This is a genomic window from Brevibacterium sp. CSND-B09, from assembly GCF_052906525.1.
The window spans coordinates 196,474-211,452 of the sequence record NZ_JBREGI010000001.1 but is presented as its reverse complement, the minus strand read 5'-3'; the positions used below and the strand labels follow the sequence as shown (position 1 = coordinate 211,452).

16 protein-coding genes are annotated in these 14,979 nt (G+C 64.6%); 10 read left to right on the top strand and 6 right to left on the bottom strand.

The annotated features are described in order from the left end of the window. Positions 1-31: 31 nt before the first annotated feature. A complete protein-coding gene (locus ACU4IU_RS01130; protein WP_139907636.1) occupies positions 32-1,117 on the bottom strand; it encodes a GNAT family N-acetyltransferase in 1,086 nt (361 codons plus the stop codon). A gap of 190 nt (positions 1,118-1,307) precedes the next feature. Here ACU4IU_RS01130 and fdxA point away from each other — a divergent pair, with 190 nt between their 5' ends. From fdxA to ACU4IU_RS01115, 3 genes are all read left to right on the top strand, one after another. Continuing rightward, complete coding sequence (fdxA, locus tag ACU4IU_RS01125) at positions 1,308-1,634, top strand: ferredoxin (protein WP_025776980.1); 327 nt, start codon at positions 1,308-1,310, stop codon at positions 1,632-1,634. Between the two features lie 3 nt (positions 1,635-1,637). Next, positions 1,638-2,759 (top strand): succinyldiaminopimelate transaminase, encoded by a 1,122-nt coding sequence (gene dapC, locus ACU4IU_RS01120; protein ID WP_172169106.1) that lies wholly within the window; start codon positions 1,638-1,640, stop codon positions 2,757-2,759. Between the two features lie 234 nt (positions 2,760-2,993). Continuing rightward, positions 2,994-4,277, top strand: coding sequence for a citrate synthase (locus ACU4IU_RS01115; protein WP_101544913.1), 1,284 nt, complete (start codon positions 2,994-2,996; stop codon positions 4,275-4,277). Positions 4,278-4,886: 609 nt separating this feature from the next. Here the strand turns inward: ACU4IU_RS01115 and dapD are convergent. After that, the gene (gene dapD, locus ACU4IU_RS01110; RefSeq protein WP_139907645.1) at positions 4,887-5,831 is read right to left on the bottom strand and encodes a 2,3,4,5-tetrahydropyridine-2,6-dicarboxylate N-succinyltransferase; all 945 of its coding nucleotides are present in this window, start codon (positions 5,829-5,831) and stop codon (positions 4,887-4,889) included. 41 nt (positions 5,832-5,872) lie between these two features. On the opposite strand from dapD, the gene dapE reads away from it, so the two are divergent. The 6 genes from dapE (at position 5,873) to ACU4IU_RS01080 (ending at position 10,719) form a co-directional block, all read left to right on the top strand. Continuing rightward, positions 5,873-7,039 (top strand): succinyl-diaminopimelate desuccinylase, encoded by a 1,167-nt coding sequence (gene dapE / locus ACU4IU_RS01105; RefSeq protein WP_446655683.1) that lies wholly within the window; start codon positions 5,873-5,875, stop codon positions 7,037-7,039. A gap of 5 nt (positions 7,040-7,044) precedes the next feature. Beyond that, the gene (locus ACU4IU_RS01100; protein ID WP_172169112.1) at positions 7,045-7,908 is read left to right on the top strand and encodes an LOG family protein; all 864 of its coding nucleotides are present in this window, start codon (positions 7,045-7,047) and stop codon (positions 7,906-7,908) included. Further along, on the top strand, positions 7,905-8,804 hold the full coding sequence (gene folP, locus ACU4IU_RS01095; RefSeq protein WP_216656715.1) for a dihydropteroate synthase: 900 nt from the start codon (positions 7,905-7,907) through the stop codon (positions 8,802-8,804). Before ACU4IU_RS01100 ends, folP begins: the two co-directional genes overlap by 4 nt. A 35-nt stretch (positions 8,805-8,839) precedes the next feature. Then, a complete protein-coding gene (locus ACU4IU_RS01090; protein WP_139466934.1) occupies positions 8,840-9,175 on the top strand; it encodes a DivIVA domain-containing protein in 336 nt (111 codons plus the stop codon). After that, positions 9,172-10,407, top strand: coding sequence for a hypothetical protein (locus ACU4IU_RS01085; protein WP_139466935.1), 1,236 nt, complete (start codon positions 9,172-9,174; stop codon positions 10,405-10,407). Before ACU4IU_RS01090 ends, ACU4IU_RS01085 begins: the two co-directional genes overlap by 4 nt. 141 nt (positions 10,408-10,548) lie before the next feature. Next, positions 10,549-10,719: a DUF3117 domain-containing protein gene (locus ACU4IU_RS01080; protein WP_064485784.1), complete on the top strand. Its 171-nt coding sequence runs from the start codon at positions 10,549-10,551 to the stop codon at positions 10,717-10,719. A 79-nt stretch (positions 10,720-10,798) separates the two neighbouring features. On the opposite strand, the gene ACU4IU_RS01075 is transcribed toward ACU4IU_RS01080, so the two are convergent. Both ACU4IU_RS01075 and ACU4IU_RS01070 read right to left on the bottom strand, forming a co-directional pair. Then, a complete protein-coding gene (locus ACU4IU_RS01075; protein WP_139466936.1) occupies positions 10,799-11,434 on the bottom strand; it encodes an O-methyltransferase in 636 nt (211 codons plus the stop codon). A gap of 36 nt (positions 11,435-11,470) precedes the next feature. Further along, positions 11,471-11,803: an MGMT family protein gene (locus ACU4IU_RS01070; protein ID WP_446655682.1), complete on the bottom strand. Its 333-nt coding sequence runs from the start codon at positions 11,801-11,803 to the stop codon at positions 11,471-11,473. Between the two features lie 79 nt (positions 11,804-11,882). Between ACU4IU_RS01070 and ACU4IU_RS01065 the strand changes: the two genes are divergently transcribed. Next, positions 11,883-12,338 carry a twin-arginine translocase TatA/TatE family subunit gene (locus ACU4IU_RS01065; RefSeq protein ID WP_139466938.1) on the top strand — a complete coding sequence of 152 codons (456 nt, stop codon included), beginning with the start codon at positions 11,883-11,885 and terminating at the stop codon, positions 12,336-12,338. A gap of 85 nt (positions 12,339-12,423) precedes the next feature. Here ACU4IU_RS01065 and ACU4IU_RS01060 read toward each other — a convergent pair whose 3' ends face one another. Continuing rightward, positions 12,424-13,845 (bottom strand): polysaccharide deacetylase family protein, encoded by a 1,422-nt coding sequence (locus ACU4IU_RS01060; protein WP_139466939.1) that lies wholly within the window; start codon positions 13,843-13,845, stop codon positions 12,424-12,426. Positions 13,846-13,849: 4 nt separating this feature from the next. Continuing rightward, positions 13,850-14,971 carry an Mrp/NBP35 family ATP-binding protein gene (locus ACU4IU_RS01055; RefSeq protein WP_181270429.1) on the bottom strand — a complete coding sequence of 374 codons (1,122 nt, stop codon included), beginning with the start codon at positions 14,969-14,971 and terminating at the stop codon, positions 13,850-13,852. Positions 14,972-14,979 lie beyond the last annotated feature (8 nt).

The following is a 14,979-nucleotide window of genomic DNA, read 5'->3' as shown; positions in this document are numbered from 1 at the left end:
CCTCCCCGCTGGATTCCGGCCGGCTGACCGGTCAGCGTGCTTCGGCGTACCAGGACCGGTGACGCACTGCGGCTCCGAGAGAGGCGAAGAGGCCCAGTGATGCCTCATTGCTCGACTCGACGTCGACGAGGTAGGACCTGACCCCGCGCTGAGCGAGCAGTGCTGCCGCGGCTGCGGCCACCGAACGTCCGGCACCGCGTCTGCGCAGATCGGGACGGGTGATGAGGTTGGTGATGACACCCCATTTGCTGCGCTCGACCACCCTGCAGGCCGCCACCATAGTCCGGGACCCATCGGGATGCTCGGCGTAGGCGGTGACGAACTCACACGGCTGATCGGCTTCGATGAGCGTCTTGAACGCCTCAGCTGAACCCGGTTCCTCACCGGGGTTGCGCTGCGACGTCCATGCGGCGAAATGCTCGGAGGTCGGGGCATCGGAGACGTCGACGATCAGTCCGGCCGCGGCCGCCTCGGCGGGGGAGGATGCACCGCCGGCTGCCTCTGCCGTGGCGCCCGTGAGCAGAAGTGTGGCCTCGGAAGGGGTGTAGCCGCGAGCCGAGAGCAGGGGAGCGAGCCCCTCACATTCGGGTGCCAGCGTCGAGGAATCGTCAGCGGAATAGATCTGGACGCGGCTCGGCCTGCCTCGGGTCCGATACCACTCCTCGACGGCATCGAGTCCCTGTTCCCACCCGAGTCCGGTGTCGGTCACCGGCAGGCAGGAATTGGCGCGCCGGGTCGCTGATTCCGAATGCCGCAGCAGCCAGCCCTTCTGCAGCAGGCTGACCTCGGCGGCCGCCTCGGTGCCTTCGTTGCGCAGATTCTCCACGTGCAGCCAGGACACGTCGTGAGGAAGCCAGGCGGCGGCCGAGATGCGCCGCAGATCCACGGCGGAGACGATCTCATGCGTGCGCCCGGCCTTCGTCGGAGCCGGGGGCACCTCGTGGACGAGGAGGATCTGGGCGCGAGCGATGCGCAGGGGACCGCGCTTCGTATCGATCTCGAGCCCCGCCTCGTCGACGGCTGTGACGACGCCGAGGGCATCCGACGTCGAATGGGTGTCACCGGGTGCGAGCGAATACCGCACGACCACTCGTCTGCCGGGCTGCAGATCGTCCACTTCTGGCCTTCCTCCGCGAAATTGATGCCCTCCCACCCTATGACACGCGCGCCCCGGTCGGGTGCAGGCGTGGTCAGGGATGTCAGATGCAATGCGAATCACTTGAGACCGGTGGTCACGGGAATCGGGCGAAGGCGTATTGTGGGATGTATATGCGCACCATCTGTGAGTCTTTCGAGGAGTCAGCCCAGTGACGTACATCATTGCCCAGCCCTGTGTCGACCTCAAGGACAAGGCCTGCATCGACGAATGCCCCGTCGACTGCATCTACGAGGGCGAACGCAGCCTGTACATCCACCCCGACGAATGCGTCGACTGCGGTGCGTGCGAACCGGTGTGCCCCGTCGAGGCCATCTTCTATGAGGACGATGTGCCCGATGAGTGGGAAGAGTACTACAAGGCCAATGTCGAATTCTTCGACGACCTCGGTTCGCCCGGCGGTGCCGCGAAGCTCGGCAACACCGGCAAGGACCATCCGATCATCTCCGCCCTGCCGCCGCAGAACCACGACGACTGACCGATGACGAACGCCTTCGGACTCAACCTCCCGGACTACCCCTGGGACCGTCTCACGGAATACCGCAACCGGGCCGCCGAGCATCCCGACGGAGTGTGTGACCTCTCCATCGGCACTCCGGTCGACCCCACCCCCGAGGTGATCCGGCGTGCGCTGTCGGACGCAGGGGATGCGCACGGCTACCCGACGACCGCCGGAACCGCACAGCTTCGTGAAGCCATCGCCTGGTGGTACGAGAACTGGCACTCGGTTCAGCTCGATCCCGCCACGGAGATCCTGCCGACTGTGGGCTCGAAGGAGCTCGTAGCCTGGCTGCCGACCCTGTTGGGACTGCGCGAGCGAGGACTGGCCGTCGCCTGTCCCTCCGCTGCCTACCCGACCTACGAGATGGGTGCGACGATCGCTGGTGTCGAATGCCGCCGTCTCGACGCCGCGCAGATCGTCGACGGCGAGTCATTGGACGGTGTCGGTCTGCTGTGGATCAACACGCCGAGCAACCCGACCGGTGAGGTCCTCGACGTCGACACCATCGCCGAGGTGGTTCGCCGTGCTCGTGCCGCCGGAGTCGTCGTCGCATCGGACGAATGCTACGGACTGCTCAATTGGGAATCCGATGAGCCGGCGCCGAGCGTACTTGCAGCCGCGGGGGAGTCGAATGCCGGTGTGCTGAGTGTGTACTCGATGTCGAAGCAGTCGAACCTCGCCGGCTACCGCGCGGCGTTCGTCGCCGGTGACGCCGAGCTCATCTCCGATCTCACCCGCTCACGCAAGCACGCGGGAATGATCGTGCCGTTCCCGATTCAGGAAGCCATGGTCGCCGGACTCCGCGATACCGAACACGTGCTGGCGCAGAAGGAGACCTACCGGTCACGACGCGAGCAGCTGCGAACTGGTCTCGAAGAGTACGGATTCCGCATCGACCATTCGACTGCTGGTCTCTACCTGTGGTCGACCGCGGACAAGAACTGCTGGGAGTCCCTGGCTGACCTTGCCGAACTCGGCATCGTGGCGGGTCCCGGAGAGTTCTACGGAGCGGCGGCTGCCGACCATGTGCGGATTGCGCTGACCGCCACCGACGAACGCATTCGAGCCGCGGCCGAGCGTCTTCGGGCCGCCGCGAGATGATTACGAGGGCGGGGCACGGTGCGAGGAAGTCGACGGTTTCCGAGCGTCCGCTAAGTTCCTGCTAAGACTTCATGCAGGGCGAAAAACTGTTATCTGCCCTGGTCAGACGTATTACCAGCCAGTAAATGAAGCGTGCAGTGATTTTCTGATTCCCGCAGTTGTCGGTAGTCTTTGAAAGAACTGTGCAAAACACCTCAGGAAGTTCTTGGGGTCGGTCAACGGTGAGGAGATCGAATGACTTCGGAGGCGAACCTCAGGATCGCTGATACGGAGCTGACACTGCCCGAGGTGTCAGCAACAGCGGGCAACAACGGATACCGTATCGGTTCTCTGCTCAAAGAGACCGGCGCGGTCACATACGATCCAGGGTTTGCCAACACTGCAACCACCTCGTCGTCCATCACCTACATCGATGGTGACAACGGTGAGCTGCAGTACCGCGGTTACCCGATCGAACAGCTCGCGGAACAGTCGAACTTCGTCGAAGTCTGCTACCTCCTCATCTACGGTGAGCTGCCGACTCAGGAACAGTACGATGCCTTCGACGCTCGCCTGCGCGGACACACCATCGTCCACGAGGACCTGCGGCGCTTCTTCCGAGCGTTCCCGTACGACGCTCATCCGATGCCTATGGTTGCAGCTGCCGTCGCGGCTTTGTCGACGTTCTACCAAGATGACCTCGATGTCTTTGACGAAGACCAGATCGACACCTCGTCGTTCCGTCTGCTCGCGAAGATGCCGACCATCGCGGCACTTGCGCATCGGAAGAACATGGGCCTGCCGGTCATCCACCCGGATAACTCGCTGAGCCTCGTGGAGAACTTCCTGCGAGTGAACTTCGGCGTTCCCGCTGAGGAATACGAACCGGATCCGCTGGCGGTCAAGGCCATGGATCAGCTGTTCATCCTCCACGCCGATCACGAGCAGAACTGCTCGACCTCGACGGTTCGCCTCGTCGGCTCGTCGCAGGCCAACGTGTTCCAGTCGATCTCGGCCGGCGTCAACGCCCTGGCCGGACCGCTGCACGGCGGCGCGAACTCCGCAGTGCTCGAGATGCTCGAGCAGATCGCGGCCTCCGATGACGGACCGAAGAAGTTCATGGAACGCGTGAAGAACAAGGAAGACGGCGTCCGTCTCATGGGCTTCGGTCACCGCGTGTACAAGAACTACGATCCGCGCGCGAAGATCATCAAGAAGACGGCTGACGAGGTTCTCGCGCGGTCCGGCGGCGACCCGCTGCTCGAACTGGCTCAGCAGCTCGAAGAGATCGCGCTGGCCGACGACTACTTCGTCGAGCGCAAGCTCTACCCGAACGTCGACTTCTACACGGGCCTCATCTACAAGGCTCTCGGATTCCCGACGAATATGTTCACCGTGCTCTTCTCGGTCGGTCGCCTGCCCGGCTGGATCGCCCAGTGGCGCGAGATGATCAAGGACCCCGAGACGAAGATCGGCCGTCCCCGACAGATCTACACGGGCGAATACAACCGGAACTACAAGGACATCAGCGAACGCTGAGTCCCAGCGGACGCAACGGCGTCGGAGCAGATTCGTCTGCCCGGCGCCGTTGTGCATTCACCTGCCCGGCACAGTCGTAACTGCCCAGGTCCGTCCCGCGCCGCTGCCCTTTCCCCCGCACCGGCTGCGCTGTTCCGCGCTGCCCTTTTCACAGGTGCATTTCTCCGGCAGGCCTCCCGTCGCCAACATGTCCTCAGCGTGGGCCTTCGTTCGCCATCCCGCACCGGTAGTGCCACTATGCGCCGGTGGTGGCTTCTCCTACACGTGCTTGGGCATGCGTCACCGTTGGTGCCACAACCTCCTGCAGGAACGGGGCGTTATGGCACGCGCGAGATGTTTTGCCTCAAGCGGAGTGATTTGCGACGAGCCATGGTGGATGCATGCTCGCAGGCGAGGCAGATGCGTGCGTGTTCGCTAGGACTGCAGCGATGGGGCGCGTTATCGGAGGAGTGAATGCGCTGAGGGCGCGTCCACATGATGTGAACGCGCCCTTGGCTGCTCTTCGCAGGCGATTCGGCTTCCGCCTCACCGTCAACAAGGTGCCCTCATCTTTCCAGCGAACGGCAGGTCGGTCGATGAGACCCGTTTCGCCGGTCGCCGGAGGCTGACTCAGTGGAGGTCGGGGTTGAGCTCGATGCCCTTTGAGTCGCGAGCGATCGCCTCGACGGTGCCGGTGACCGAATTGCGGCGGAAAAGGATGTTGTTCTTCCCGCTGAGCTCGGCGGCCTTGACCACGGCATCGTCTTCGCCAGGGACCGTCACGCGAGTGCCTGCAGTGATGTAGAGACCGGCTTCGACGATGCAGTCATCGCCGATGGAGATGCCGACACCGGCGTTCGCGCCGAGGAGGCTGCCCGAGCCGATGGAGATGCGGTGCGTGCCGCCGCCGGAGAGCGTACCCATGATTGAGGCTCCGCCGCCGATATCCGAGCCGTCTCCGACGACGACGCCCTGGGAGATGCGGCCTTCGACCATGGCCGAACCGAGCGTCCCGGCATTGAAGTTCACGAAGCCTTCGTGCATGACGGTGGTGCCGGGAGCAAGGTGAGCGCCGAGGCGGACACGGTCGGCGTCGGCGATGCGCACGCCGGAGGGGATGACGAAGTCCGTCATCCGCGGGAACTTGTCGAGCCCGTACACGGCAACAGGGCCGCGGGCGAGGAGCTTGGCGCGAGTGGCCTCGAAGTCCTCGGGGGAGCAGGCGCCGAAGGAGGTCCACACGACATTGGCGATATGGCCGAAGATTCCGTCGAGGTTGACGTCGTTGGGGGTCACGACGCGGTGGGACAATGCGTGCAGACGCAGGTAGGCGTCGGCCGCCGAGGCGGGACCGGCGTCGAGATCGATCGTGGTGGTGACGACCTCTGAGCGGGTGCCGCGAGCCTCATCGGTGCCCTCCAGGGCGTCGAGACCGTCGTCGGCGGCGCGAGCGGTGGCGGCCGCCTCGGCGGTGTCGTGGGTATCGCCGGTGCTCAGTACCGGGTACCAGACGGAGAGGACGGTGTCGGAATGGATCGTGGCGAGTCCACGTGCGGAAACGATGCGTTCTGTCATGCCTCAAGCCTAGACGGTGGCGCCGTACTAGGCTAAGAGACATGACTGTCGATCCATCTGCTGAGACTGATGCCATATTCGCGCCCGTCGGCGACCTCGGCGAGTACCTGTTCGCCGCGGTGGGTGACCCGGCCGAACTCACCGGCCGACTGTGCGCCATCGAATCCGTGTCCGGGAACGAAACCGTCCTCGCCGATGCCGTCGTCGCTGTGCTGGAGAGGATCAGCGCGGGTCCGGGACCGGACCTGGAGATCCTCCGCGACGGAGACACCGTCATCGCTCGCACGAACCTGGGGCTGGCCGAGCGCATCGTCGTCGCCGGCCACCTCGACACCGTTCCCGTCGAAGACAACCTTCCGCCCGTACGCACCCACATGTCCGGAGACGACTACCCCGATGATGAGGTCATCTGGGGGCGGGGTGCCTGCGATATGAAGGCCGGAGTGGCGATGCAGCTGTCCACCGCGGCCGCGCTGACCAGTCCGAACCGCGATGTCACTTGGGTCTTCTACGACCATGAGGAGGTCGATGCCTCACTCAACGGACTCGGCCGCGTCTCTCGCAGCCATCCCGATTGGCTGGCCGGTGACTTCGCGATCCTCGGCGAACCCTCGAACGCCTCCGTCGAAGGCGGCTGCAACGGAACCATCCGCGTCGACGTCACCACCACCGGAGTCCGGGCCCACTCGGCCCGTGCTTTCATGGGTGTCAACGCCATCCATGCTGCCGCCGAGATCCTCACCCGGCTCGCCGAATTCGAGACGGGCACCGTCACGGTCGATGGGCTCGACTACCGCGAATCCCTGTCCGCCGTGAACATCCGCGGGGGAGTCGCCGGCAACGTCGTGCCCGACGAGTGCGTGGTGTCCGTGAACTACCGCTTCGCTCCGAGCAAGTCGGCCGCCGAGGCGGAATCCTTCCTGCGCGAGCTCTTCACCGGATTCGACGTCGTCGTCACCGATGCCGCCGAGGGGGCCCGCCCCGGACTCGACCGGGCGATCGCCCAGGACTTCATCGACACCCTCGGTCTGTCCCCGGCACCGAAGCTCGGCTGGACGGATGTGTCCAGGTTCAGCGCCCTCGGCGTTCCGGCGGTGAATTTCGGTCCCGGCAACCCTCTGTACGCCCATAAGTCGGACGAGCATGTGAGAGTCACCGAGGTGGAACAGGCCACCGCAACTCTGCGCAGCTACCTTCAGGGCCGGTGAACGAGATGACCAGAGCGACAGACGACGTCGATGGCGAGCTTTCGAGTGCTCCCGGGCGCCTTTCCGCCGACGATCAGACAGGCGACCGGGGAGACGACCCAACAGGTGACCCGGGCTTCTACAGCAAGGGCCCGCTGAGGCTGAGCGGTGACCAGGTGCCGGCGACGACGACGGACCAGCGCCTCCTCGAATCGAAGTCGGGCACCGACTGGGTGCATGAGGACCCGTGGCGTGTCATGCGCATCCAAGCCGAGTTCGTCGAAGGATTCGGCTCGCTGGCCGAGATCGGACCGGCAGTGTCCATCTTCGGCTCAGCCCGTCTGAAAGCCGGCACCCAGGCCTATGCGGACACCCGCGAGATCGCTCGCCGCATCGCCGAGAACGGTAATGCGATCATCACCGGCGGGGGACCCGGAATCATGGAGGCCGGCAACCTCGGTGCCTGCGAGGGCGGGGGAGTGTCCATCGGGCTGGGCATCGAGCTGCCCTTCGAGACCGGACTCAACCAGCATGTCGAACTCGGCGTGAACTTCCGCTACTTCTTCGTCCGCAAGACCATGTTCCTCAAATACTCGCGCGGATTCGTCGTCATGCCCGGAGGCCTGGGCACTCTGGACGAGCTGTTCGAAGCCTTCACCATGGTCCAGACCGGCAAGATCACCTCATTCCCGATCGTGCTTTTCGGGACCGACTACTGGCGCGGGCTCGTCGACTGGATGCAGAACACCCTGCTGGCCGCAGGGACGATCAGCGAAACAGACCTGAACATGTTCACCCTCACCGATGACATCGACGAAGTCGTCGCCGCGATCGGACCGGGACACGGCCAGGACTCGGCCGCGGCGAATCCTGCGAACGGTCGACCATGAGGGGCGACATCTCATCAGTGCCGGAGGGCGAACGGTTCGATCTGGCCCGGGCTCGGCCCGGAACCCCGGCGATCATGGCCGTGATCAACCGCACCACAGATTCGTTCTACGAATCCGCCGCCACCCTCGACGAGGCGATCACGGCGGTGGAGGCGGCCGCCTCGGCGGGTGCTCAGATCGTCGATATCGGGGGAGTGCGCGCCGGCCGCGGACGGGAGATCTCCGTGGCCGAGGAGATCGACCGCGTGTGCCCGACCATCGAAGCAGTCGCAAGGTCCCACCCGCACGTGCTCATCAGCGTCGACACCTGGCGCCATGAAGTGGCCGAGGCTGCCTGCAGGGCCGGTGCGGGACTGCTCAACGACACCTGGGCCGGGATCGACCCGAAGCTCGCCGAGGTGGCCGCCCGACATGATGTCGGCATCGTCTGCTCCCACACAGGGGGGTTGGATCCGCGCACCGACGCCCACCGCAACCGCTATGGCCTAAAGGCCGGTGACGTCGTCGATTCCACCTTGGCAGGCGTCATCGACCTCGCCGAGGCGGCGCGTGCAGCAGGGGTGCGCGAAGACCGGATCATCATCGATCCCACTCCCGACTTCGGGAAGAACACGTACCACTCGCTTCGTCTGCTGCGTGAACTCGACCGATTCGCCGCCACCGGCTATCCGGTGCTGCTGGCGATCTCACGCAAGGATTTCGTCGGTGAGGCCATCGGTGAGGTCGCCCCGTCGGACCGGCTGTACGGAACGATCGCCGCGACCGCGCTGGCCGTCGAGAAGGGAGCGGCGATGATCCGCACCCACGATGTCAGGGCCACTGCCGACGCCATCGACGTGACCGTGGCGATCACCGGCGAAGCGGCGCCGAGACACACCGTGCGCGGACTGCGCTGAGCCTTCCGTGCAGGCGCCTATGCGAAAATGGGGGCATGCCTCTGTGGATTGTCATCGGTGTCGCAGCTGCGGTCTTCGTCCTCGTATTCGTCGTCGCAGCGACCTTCAACGTCTTCTCCTCCGAAACCGTCGACGAGGCCGAAGAGAGCTGGACCGGGCTGCCGGCGGAGTTCACCGTCAAGGACCTGGAATCGGTGCGGTTCCGGCCCGCCCTGCGCGGCTACCGGATGGAAGACGTCGACGCGGCCATGGCGATGCTGCGGGCACGCCTGAGCGAACTCGAAACCGCAGCCGCCCCCGCCGAGGCGGCATCGCCCACCAGACCGACAACCTCACCTGACGGACCGGAAACGGCTGCCGGACCACGATGAGCCGCCCCGCAGACCTCCCCGGAATCACCCTCGCCCCCGAAGTCTTCGACTCCTCCCGTTTCAGCCGCCTCGGCGCACTGTTCATGGCTCTGCCCGTGTGGCTGCAGGCCGTGGCAGTGTACTTCGCCTCCCGCGTCGTGAGCATGTCGATCTTCGCCGCAGTCCTCAAACGGCAGGACCCGGCGAACTGGTCGTCGTCGCCTGTGACGACGACGCTCAATGACTTCCTCAACTTCTGGGACGGCGGCTGGTACGGGCGCGTCGCCGATGAGGGCTATCCCCGCATCCTGCCCGTCGACGAATCCGGAGCGGTCGCGGAGAACCAGTGGGCGTTTTATCCGCTGCACCCCTCGATCGTGTCCACTCTGGCCGACCTCACGGGGCTGAGCTACGAAGTCATCTCGCCGATCGTGTCCACGATCGCGGCCGGTCTGGCCTCGATCGTCATCCTCCACCTCTTCCGGAAGTACGTCGATGCCGGTCAGGCGCTGATGGGCCTAGCGCTCGTGATGTTCTTCCCACCGGCCGCGATCTTCTCCACCGGCTATGCCGAATCACTGACCCTCCTGCTGCAGGCGTCGGCGCTGTTCCTCGTCGTCGAACGCCGCTATCTCACGGCGATCCCGGTCGTCGTCTTCATGGATCTGTCGCGGCCGATCGGCGTGGCGTTCTCGTTCTTCATGCTCTTCCACCTCATCGACCGCTTCCTCCGCCGCCGCAGCGATCCGTATCCGACCGGCGAGGTGATCCGGTCCTGGGCCCTGGGTGTGCTCTCCTGCGCAGCGGCCCTCATCCACCCGGTCCATGCCTGGTGGGCAACCGGATCGCTGACGGCCTATACCGACACCGAGGCGGCCTGGCACACCGGCGAGACCACGTTCGTCGTCCAGTGGGTGGCTCGGTCGATCAGCCTCATCGGTCCGCTCGGTCCGGTGCTTCTCGTCATCGTCGTCGCCGGAATGCTCGCGTTGATCTTCTCCCCGGCGGGAGCGCATATGGGACGGACACTGCAGCTGTTCTGCCTCGGGTACGGCCTGTATCTGCTCATCTTCTTCAATCCGCAGACCTCCACCCTGCGTCTGCTGCTGCCGTTGTTCCCGCTGGCCCTGACGTTGTCGCTGGTGCGCTCACGAGGCTATCGGGCCGCGATGCTGGTGGCCTATATCCTGCTTCAGATCGTATGGGTCGCCTACCTGTGGCACTTCACTCCGCCGGCCGATCTGCCGCCGTGATCGCCTGCTGATCTGCCCCCGTCACCGTCCGTTGGGCGGGAGAGTTACCGGGAACGCGCGGATCATGGAATAATCGTAGGTACATCATTCGGTCCACCTGGTGTGAACCGTCTTTGAATGACAACGGAAGGAAGAGCCCATATGGCAGCCCAGAAACCCCGCACCGGCGACGGACCTCTGGAAGTGACCGAAGAAGGCCGAAGCATGGTGATGCGGCTTCCAGTCGAAGGCGGAGGCCGTCTGGTGATCGAACTCAGCAGAGATGAAGCCACCGGACTCCACGACACTCTCGCCCAGACGCTGGGGCTCTGAGCCGACGGCCGCAGAACACGGCCGGACGGAGACGCACGAACAGCAGAGACTTACCTGTAAGTCTCTGCTGTTGTTGCATTCACCGGGTCTTCTGCAGCAGCAGCAGCCCTTCTCCGATGGGCAGCAGAACCCGTTCGAGGTGCTCCTGTTCGGCGATGCGGTTGAGCATGCTCCGTGCCGCCTGAGTCCGGGGACTGCGATCGACGGGATCGGCGACGGCGCCCTTGAGCAGAGTCTTGTGGATGACCAGCAGGCCCTGGGCATCGAGCAGGCGGAGAGAGGGTTGGATCATCCTCTCAAGGCTGCCCGGCTCCACGTCGATGAAGACCATGTCATAGGCCGAAGGCGCGAGACGTTTGAGCACCTCTTCGGCTCGACCGCTCATCAGACGCAATCGCCCCGGCCGGATTCCTGCCATGTCGGCGAGGTCACGAGCTGCGCTCTGGGTCGTCGAATTCGTGTCGATCGACGTCAGTATCCCGGCGGTCGGCATCCCGCGCAGAAGTGACAGCGTCGACGTTCCCACACCGGTGCCGACCTCGACGGCCGCGACCGGTGTGAGCAGTCGGGCCAGCAGCGTCAGCGTCCTCGCCGTGGTCTGCGACACCGGTGCGATCCCGAACTCATGAGAGTGGGTGCGAGCGGCGTCGAGCAGCGGATCGGGACCGTTGTACTGTTCCGAGAAGGTGAGATCACCTGCATTTTCGCGTGCCAACCGGCCCCTCCCTTCTGGTGCTGAGTTCTCCCAAGTCTAACTGCAATCGGGGTCGATTCCTTGGTTGCGCCACAGTCGATCGAGTTCATCGACTTCGAGGAATGCCGCGCGTTCGACCCGCTCATTTGAATGCGGTGTGCCCTCCTCTTCCCAGTGGATGCGGGCGCGGGCGAAGATCTCGGGCGGCAGGATCCCGGCCGCGTTGACGACTCGCCACCAAGTGACGTTCGATCCGAATTCCCTCATCACCCGTCCGACATAGCGGGGTGAGCAGTCGGCAACGGCGCCGACTGTCCCGTAGGCGACGACGCGTGCGGCGGGTACGAGTTCGATGATGCGCAGCACCCGTTCGACTGCTATCTCGTCCACTGCACCTCCCGGCAGCGGGATGTCGAACCTGAGCTGACCATGAGTCGATGCTACCGCCGTCCACGGTAGACTTGAGACCATGTTCGGTATCAACGGCACCGAAATGGTGATTCTGGTCGTTGTGGCGTTGGTCGTCATCGGACCCAAACGCCTACCCGAATACGCTCAGAAGCTGCGGGACTTCGTGCGGCAGATGCGTCGCATGGCCGAAGGCGCGAAAGACAGCGTCCGACGCGATTTCGGCGACGACTTCAAGGACGTGGACTGGCAGAAGCTCGATCCGCGCCAGTACGATCCCCGCCGCATCGTACGTGAGGCACTCGTCGAAGAGGATGCAGCCATCCGCGAGTCCAAACGTCAGGAACGGGCCTCTGAAGAATTGTCATCCGCTGAGTCCTCCGGTGCTGCCCTGTCCACTGAGACCGACACCGGGGCGACCCCTACCCGGGAGAAATCACCCATCGAACGGTTCCAAGCTCAGATCGACCAGCGCGACCGTTCCGCTGCGGCACCGTTCGACCCCGAAGCCACCTGAGCCGCCCCCGGAACCCACCTGGGGTTGGGGCCGACGGCGTCTGTTGGGAATGTTGCATTCCCACCTCCGTGCAAGCGTCAGTGGCTCAGTTCTTCATCACCGCGGGATGTTCGGGATTCGAGCACAGCTCATCGCCGTAGCCGCGGCAGAAGTACGACCCGCCCTTCTTCCATTCGATCCCGGAGAAGAGCTCGCGCACGGTCACTGCGTAGAGGCCCTTGTCCGCCACGGCCGAGAACACCTCCCGAGCCGCCTTCGCGGTCGACGGATGAATGGAATGCATGAGCACGATTGATCCGGGCCTGGTCAGAGACTGCACACGTCGGACCGTCTTCTTCGCATCTCTGTGCTGCCAATCTCCGGTATCGACGTCCCATATGATCGCAGGGCCACCCAGAGCATGTGCTGCGCGTTTGTCGAGGGCACCGTACGGGGGACGGACGAGAGGTTCGTCCTTCACTCCGACCGATCGCAGTGATCTGTCCGTCCGGTCGAGCTCTCTGCGGATCGTCGCCGAGGAGGTCTTGTCCATCTGGACATGCGAAAACGTGTGATCGTCGACTTCATGGCCGGCGGAGATGATGCGCTCGGCCACTTCGGGGAAGGCAACCGTGTTCTTCCCGAGGAAGAAGTAGGTCAGACGGATGTTCGCCTCATCGGCTGCGTCGAGGATCGTCTGTTCGGTCTTCGCCTCTCCGGGACCGTCGTCATAGGTCAGCGCCACACAGGGCAGCAGCGCGCAGGAGAAGTCGGGGGAGCGCAGATCAAACGGCTGCGGCAGTTCGAGACTGCTGTGCAGCGCCTTCTGGACACGGACGCCGATGGAGGACAGATCGGTGTCGGAGACGGCATCGTCATTGATCGTCAGCGTGCCGGTGTCATCGGCTCCGACGGCGGCCGGGTCGACCGGTGCGGCGAAGAGCCGGCGGGCATTGACTGTGCTGTCGTGGGCGAGATCGGTCAGCAGCAGCCTTGTCTGCGGATGCGGCGACTGAACATCGATTGCGGTCACGACGAATTTCCCGCCGCTTGCCAACACCCGAGTGCTGATGTCCACAGCACGCGGGTCGACTCGAGACGCAGGAGCGTCATCGATGCTGGTCTGGGCTGGTGTGAAAGCCGTCGCCGGCCACCTGTGGACAGGGGCTGTCTGAACGGGGTCGAAGGCAGCGCGGTCGGCGAAGCCTCCGGAACCGTCGATGAGAGACAGCACATGTTCTTCGATCGCCGCATTCAACGAGGCGGCCGTGGGCAGACCGAAGGTGTGGACGTCCAGTCGCGGCGTGCGTTCGTCTGAGACGAGCGCGTAGCTGCGCAGCACTGCGGAGAGAGCGTCCCGGTTCTCGGCGGCGATCGTTCGCTGCGCGGATTCCACCGGCCGTCCGGGGGTGGGGTCATCTCGAAGAGCAGTGACGACAGCTCCGGCCAAGAGGACGAGAGTGGTCAGAGCGCTGAGGCCGACGAAGGCAGAGTAGACGAGGGTATCGCGAGGGGAGAGAGGAGACACCGACTCAGACCGGGCTCAGTCCCAAGGACCTGCCGGACAGGCCGCGACTGCGTCGCCGCAGCGACTCCGCAAGGGTGTCGAAAGCCCTCGCCGCAGGCGAATCTGGACCGCCGAGCACGACCGGGGTACCCGCGTCCGAACCTTCCCGCAGACGAGTGTCCAAGGGGATCTGGGCGAGCAGTGGAACCTCCTGGTCGAGGGCGGCGGCGAGGTTCTCGGCCACGCTGGCACCTCCGCCGGAGCCGAACACCTCCATCCGAGTGCCGTCGGGCATCTCCATCCATGACATGTTCTCGATGACTCCTGCCAACGTCTGCTTCGTCTGTGTGGCGATGGATCCCGCACGTTCGGCGACTTGGGCGGCCGCCGACTGCGGTGTGGTGACGACGAGGAGCTCGGATCCGGGCAGCAGCTGAGCCACGGAGATCGCAATATCACCTGTGCCGGGAGGCAGATCCAGCAGCAGCACGTCGAGGTCGCCCCAGAACACATCGGTGAGAAACTGCTGCAGAGCGCGATGGAGCATGGGACCGCGCCAGACGACGGCCTGGCTCGGCGGGACGAACATGCCGATGCTCATCACCTTCACGTCATGGGCGACCTGGGGCAGGATCATCTCATCGACTCGGGTCGGCTTGCCGGAGAGACCGAGCATACCGGGGATGGAGAAGCCGTAGATATCGGCATCGACGATGCCGACACGCAGGCCCTTGTCCGCCAGGGACACGGCGAGGTTCGCGGTCACCGACGACTTTCCGACTCCGCCTTTTCCGGACGCGATGGCATAGACCTTCGTCAGCGATTCCGGGCGATTGAAGGGGATATCGCGGGTGCCGGAGCCCTGCAGCTTCTCCTTCATCTCCTTGCGCTGTTCGGGGGTCATCGTGCCCAGAACGACAGCCACCTCGGCGACCCCGTCGACACCGGCCACCGCAGCCTTGGTGTCTTTGGTGATCGTGTCCTTCAGCGGGCACCCGGCGATCGTGAGGAGAACTGTGACGGTGACCTTGCCGCCTTCGATCACGATCGACTCGACCATATCGAGTTCGACGATGCTGCGGCGGATCTCAGGGTCGATGACCCCGGTCAGCGCCTCTCTCACGGCGTCCTCAGAGGGACCAGTCATGCCCACGT

Excerpts from the sequence above, each read along its gene's own strand:
- dapC (WP_172169106.1), top strand. The coding sequence starts at position 1,638 with ATGACGAACGCCTTCGGACTCAACCTCCCGGACTACCCCTGGGACCGT.
- ACU4IU_RS01115 (WP_101544913.1), top strand. The coding sequence starts at position 2,994 with ATGACTTCGGAGGCGAACCTCAGGATCGCTGATACGGAGCTGACACTG.
- dapD (WP_139907645.1), bottom strand. The coding sequence starts at position 5,831 with ATGACAGAACGCATCGTTTCCGCACGTGGACTCGCCACGATCCATTCC.
- dapE (WP_446655683.1), top strand. The coding sequence starts at position 5,873 with ATGACTGTCGATCCATCTGCTGAGACTGATGCCATATTCGCGCCCGTC.
- ACU4IU_RS01100 (WP_172169112.1), top strand. The coding sequence starts at position 7,045 with ATGACCAGAGCGACAGACGACGTCGATGGCGAGCTTTCGAGTGCTCCC.
- folP (WP_216656715.1), top strand. The coding sequence starts at position 7,905 with ATGAGGGGCGACATCTCATCAGTGCCGGAGGGCGAACGGTTCGATCTG.
- ACU4IU_RS01090 (WP_139466934.1), top strand. The coding sequence starts at position 8,840 with ATGCCTCTGTGGATTGTCATCGGTGTCGCAGCTGCGGTCTTCGTCCTC.
- ACU4IU_RS01085 (WP_139466935.1), top strand. The coding sequence starts at position 9,172 with ATGAGCCGCCCCGCAGACCTCCCCGGAATCACCCTCGCCCCCGAAGTC.
- ACU4IU_RS01080 (WP_064485784.1), top strand. The coding sequence starts at position 10,549 with ATGGCAGCCCAGAAACCCCGCACCGGCGACGGACCTCTGGAAGTGACC.
- ACU4IU_RS01065 (WP_139466938.1), top strand. The coding sequence starts at position 11,883 with ATGTTCGGTATCAACGGCACCGAAATGGTGATTCTGGTCGTTGTGGCG.
- ACU4IU_RS01055 (WP_181270429.1), bottom strand. The coding sequence starts at position 14,971 with ATGACTGGTCCCTCTGAGGACGCCGTGAGAGAGGCGCTGACCGGGGTC.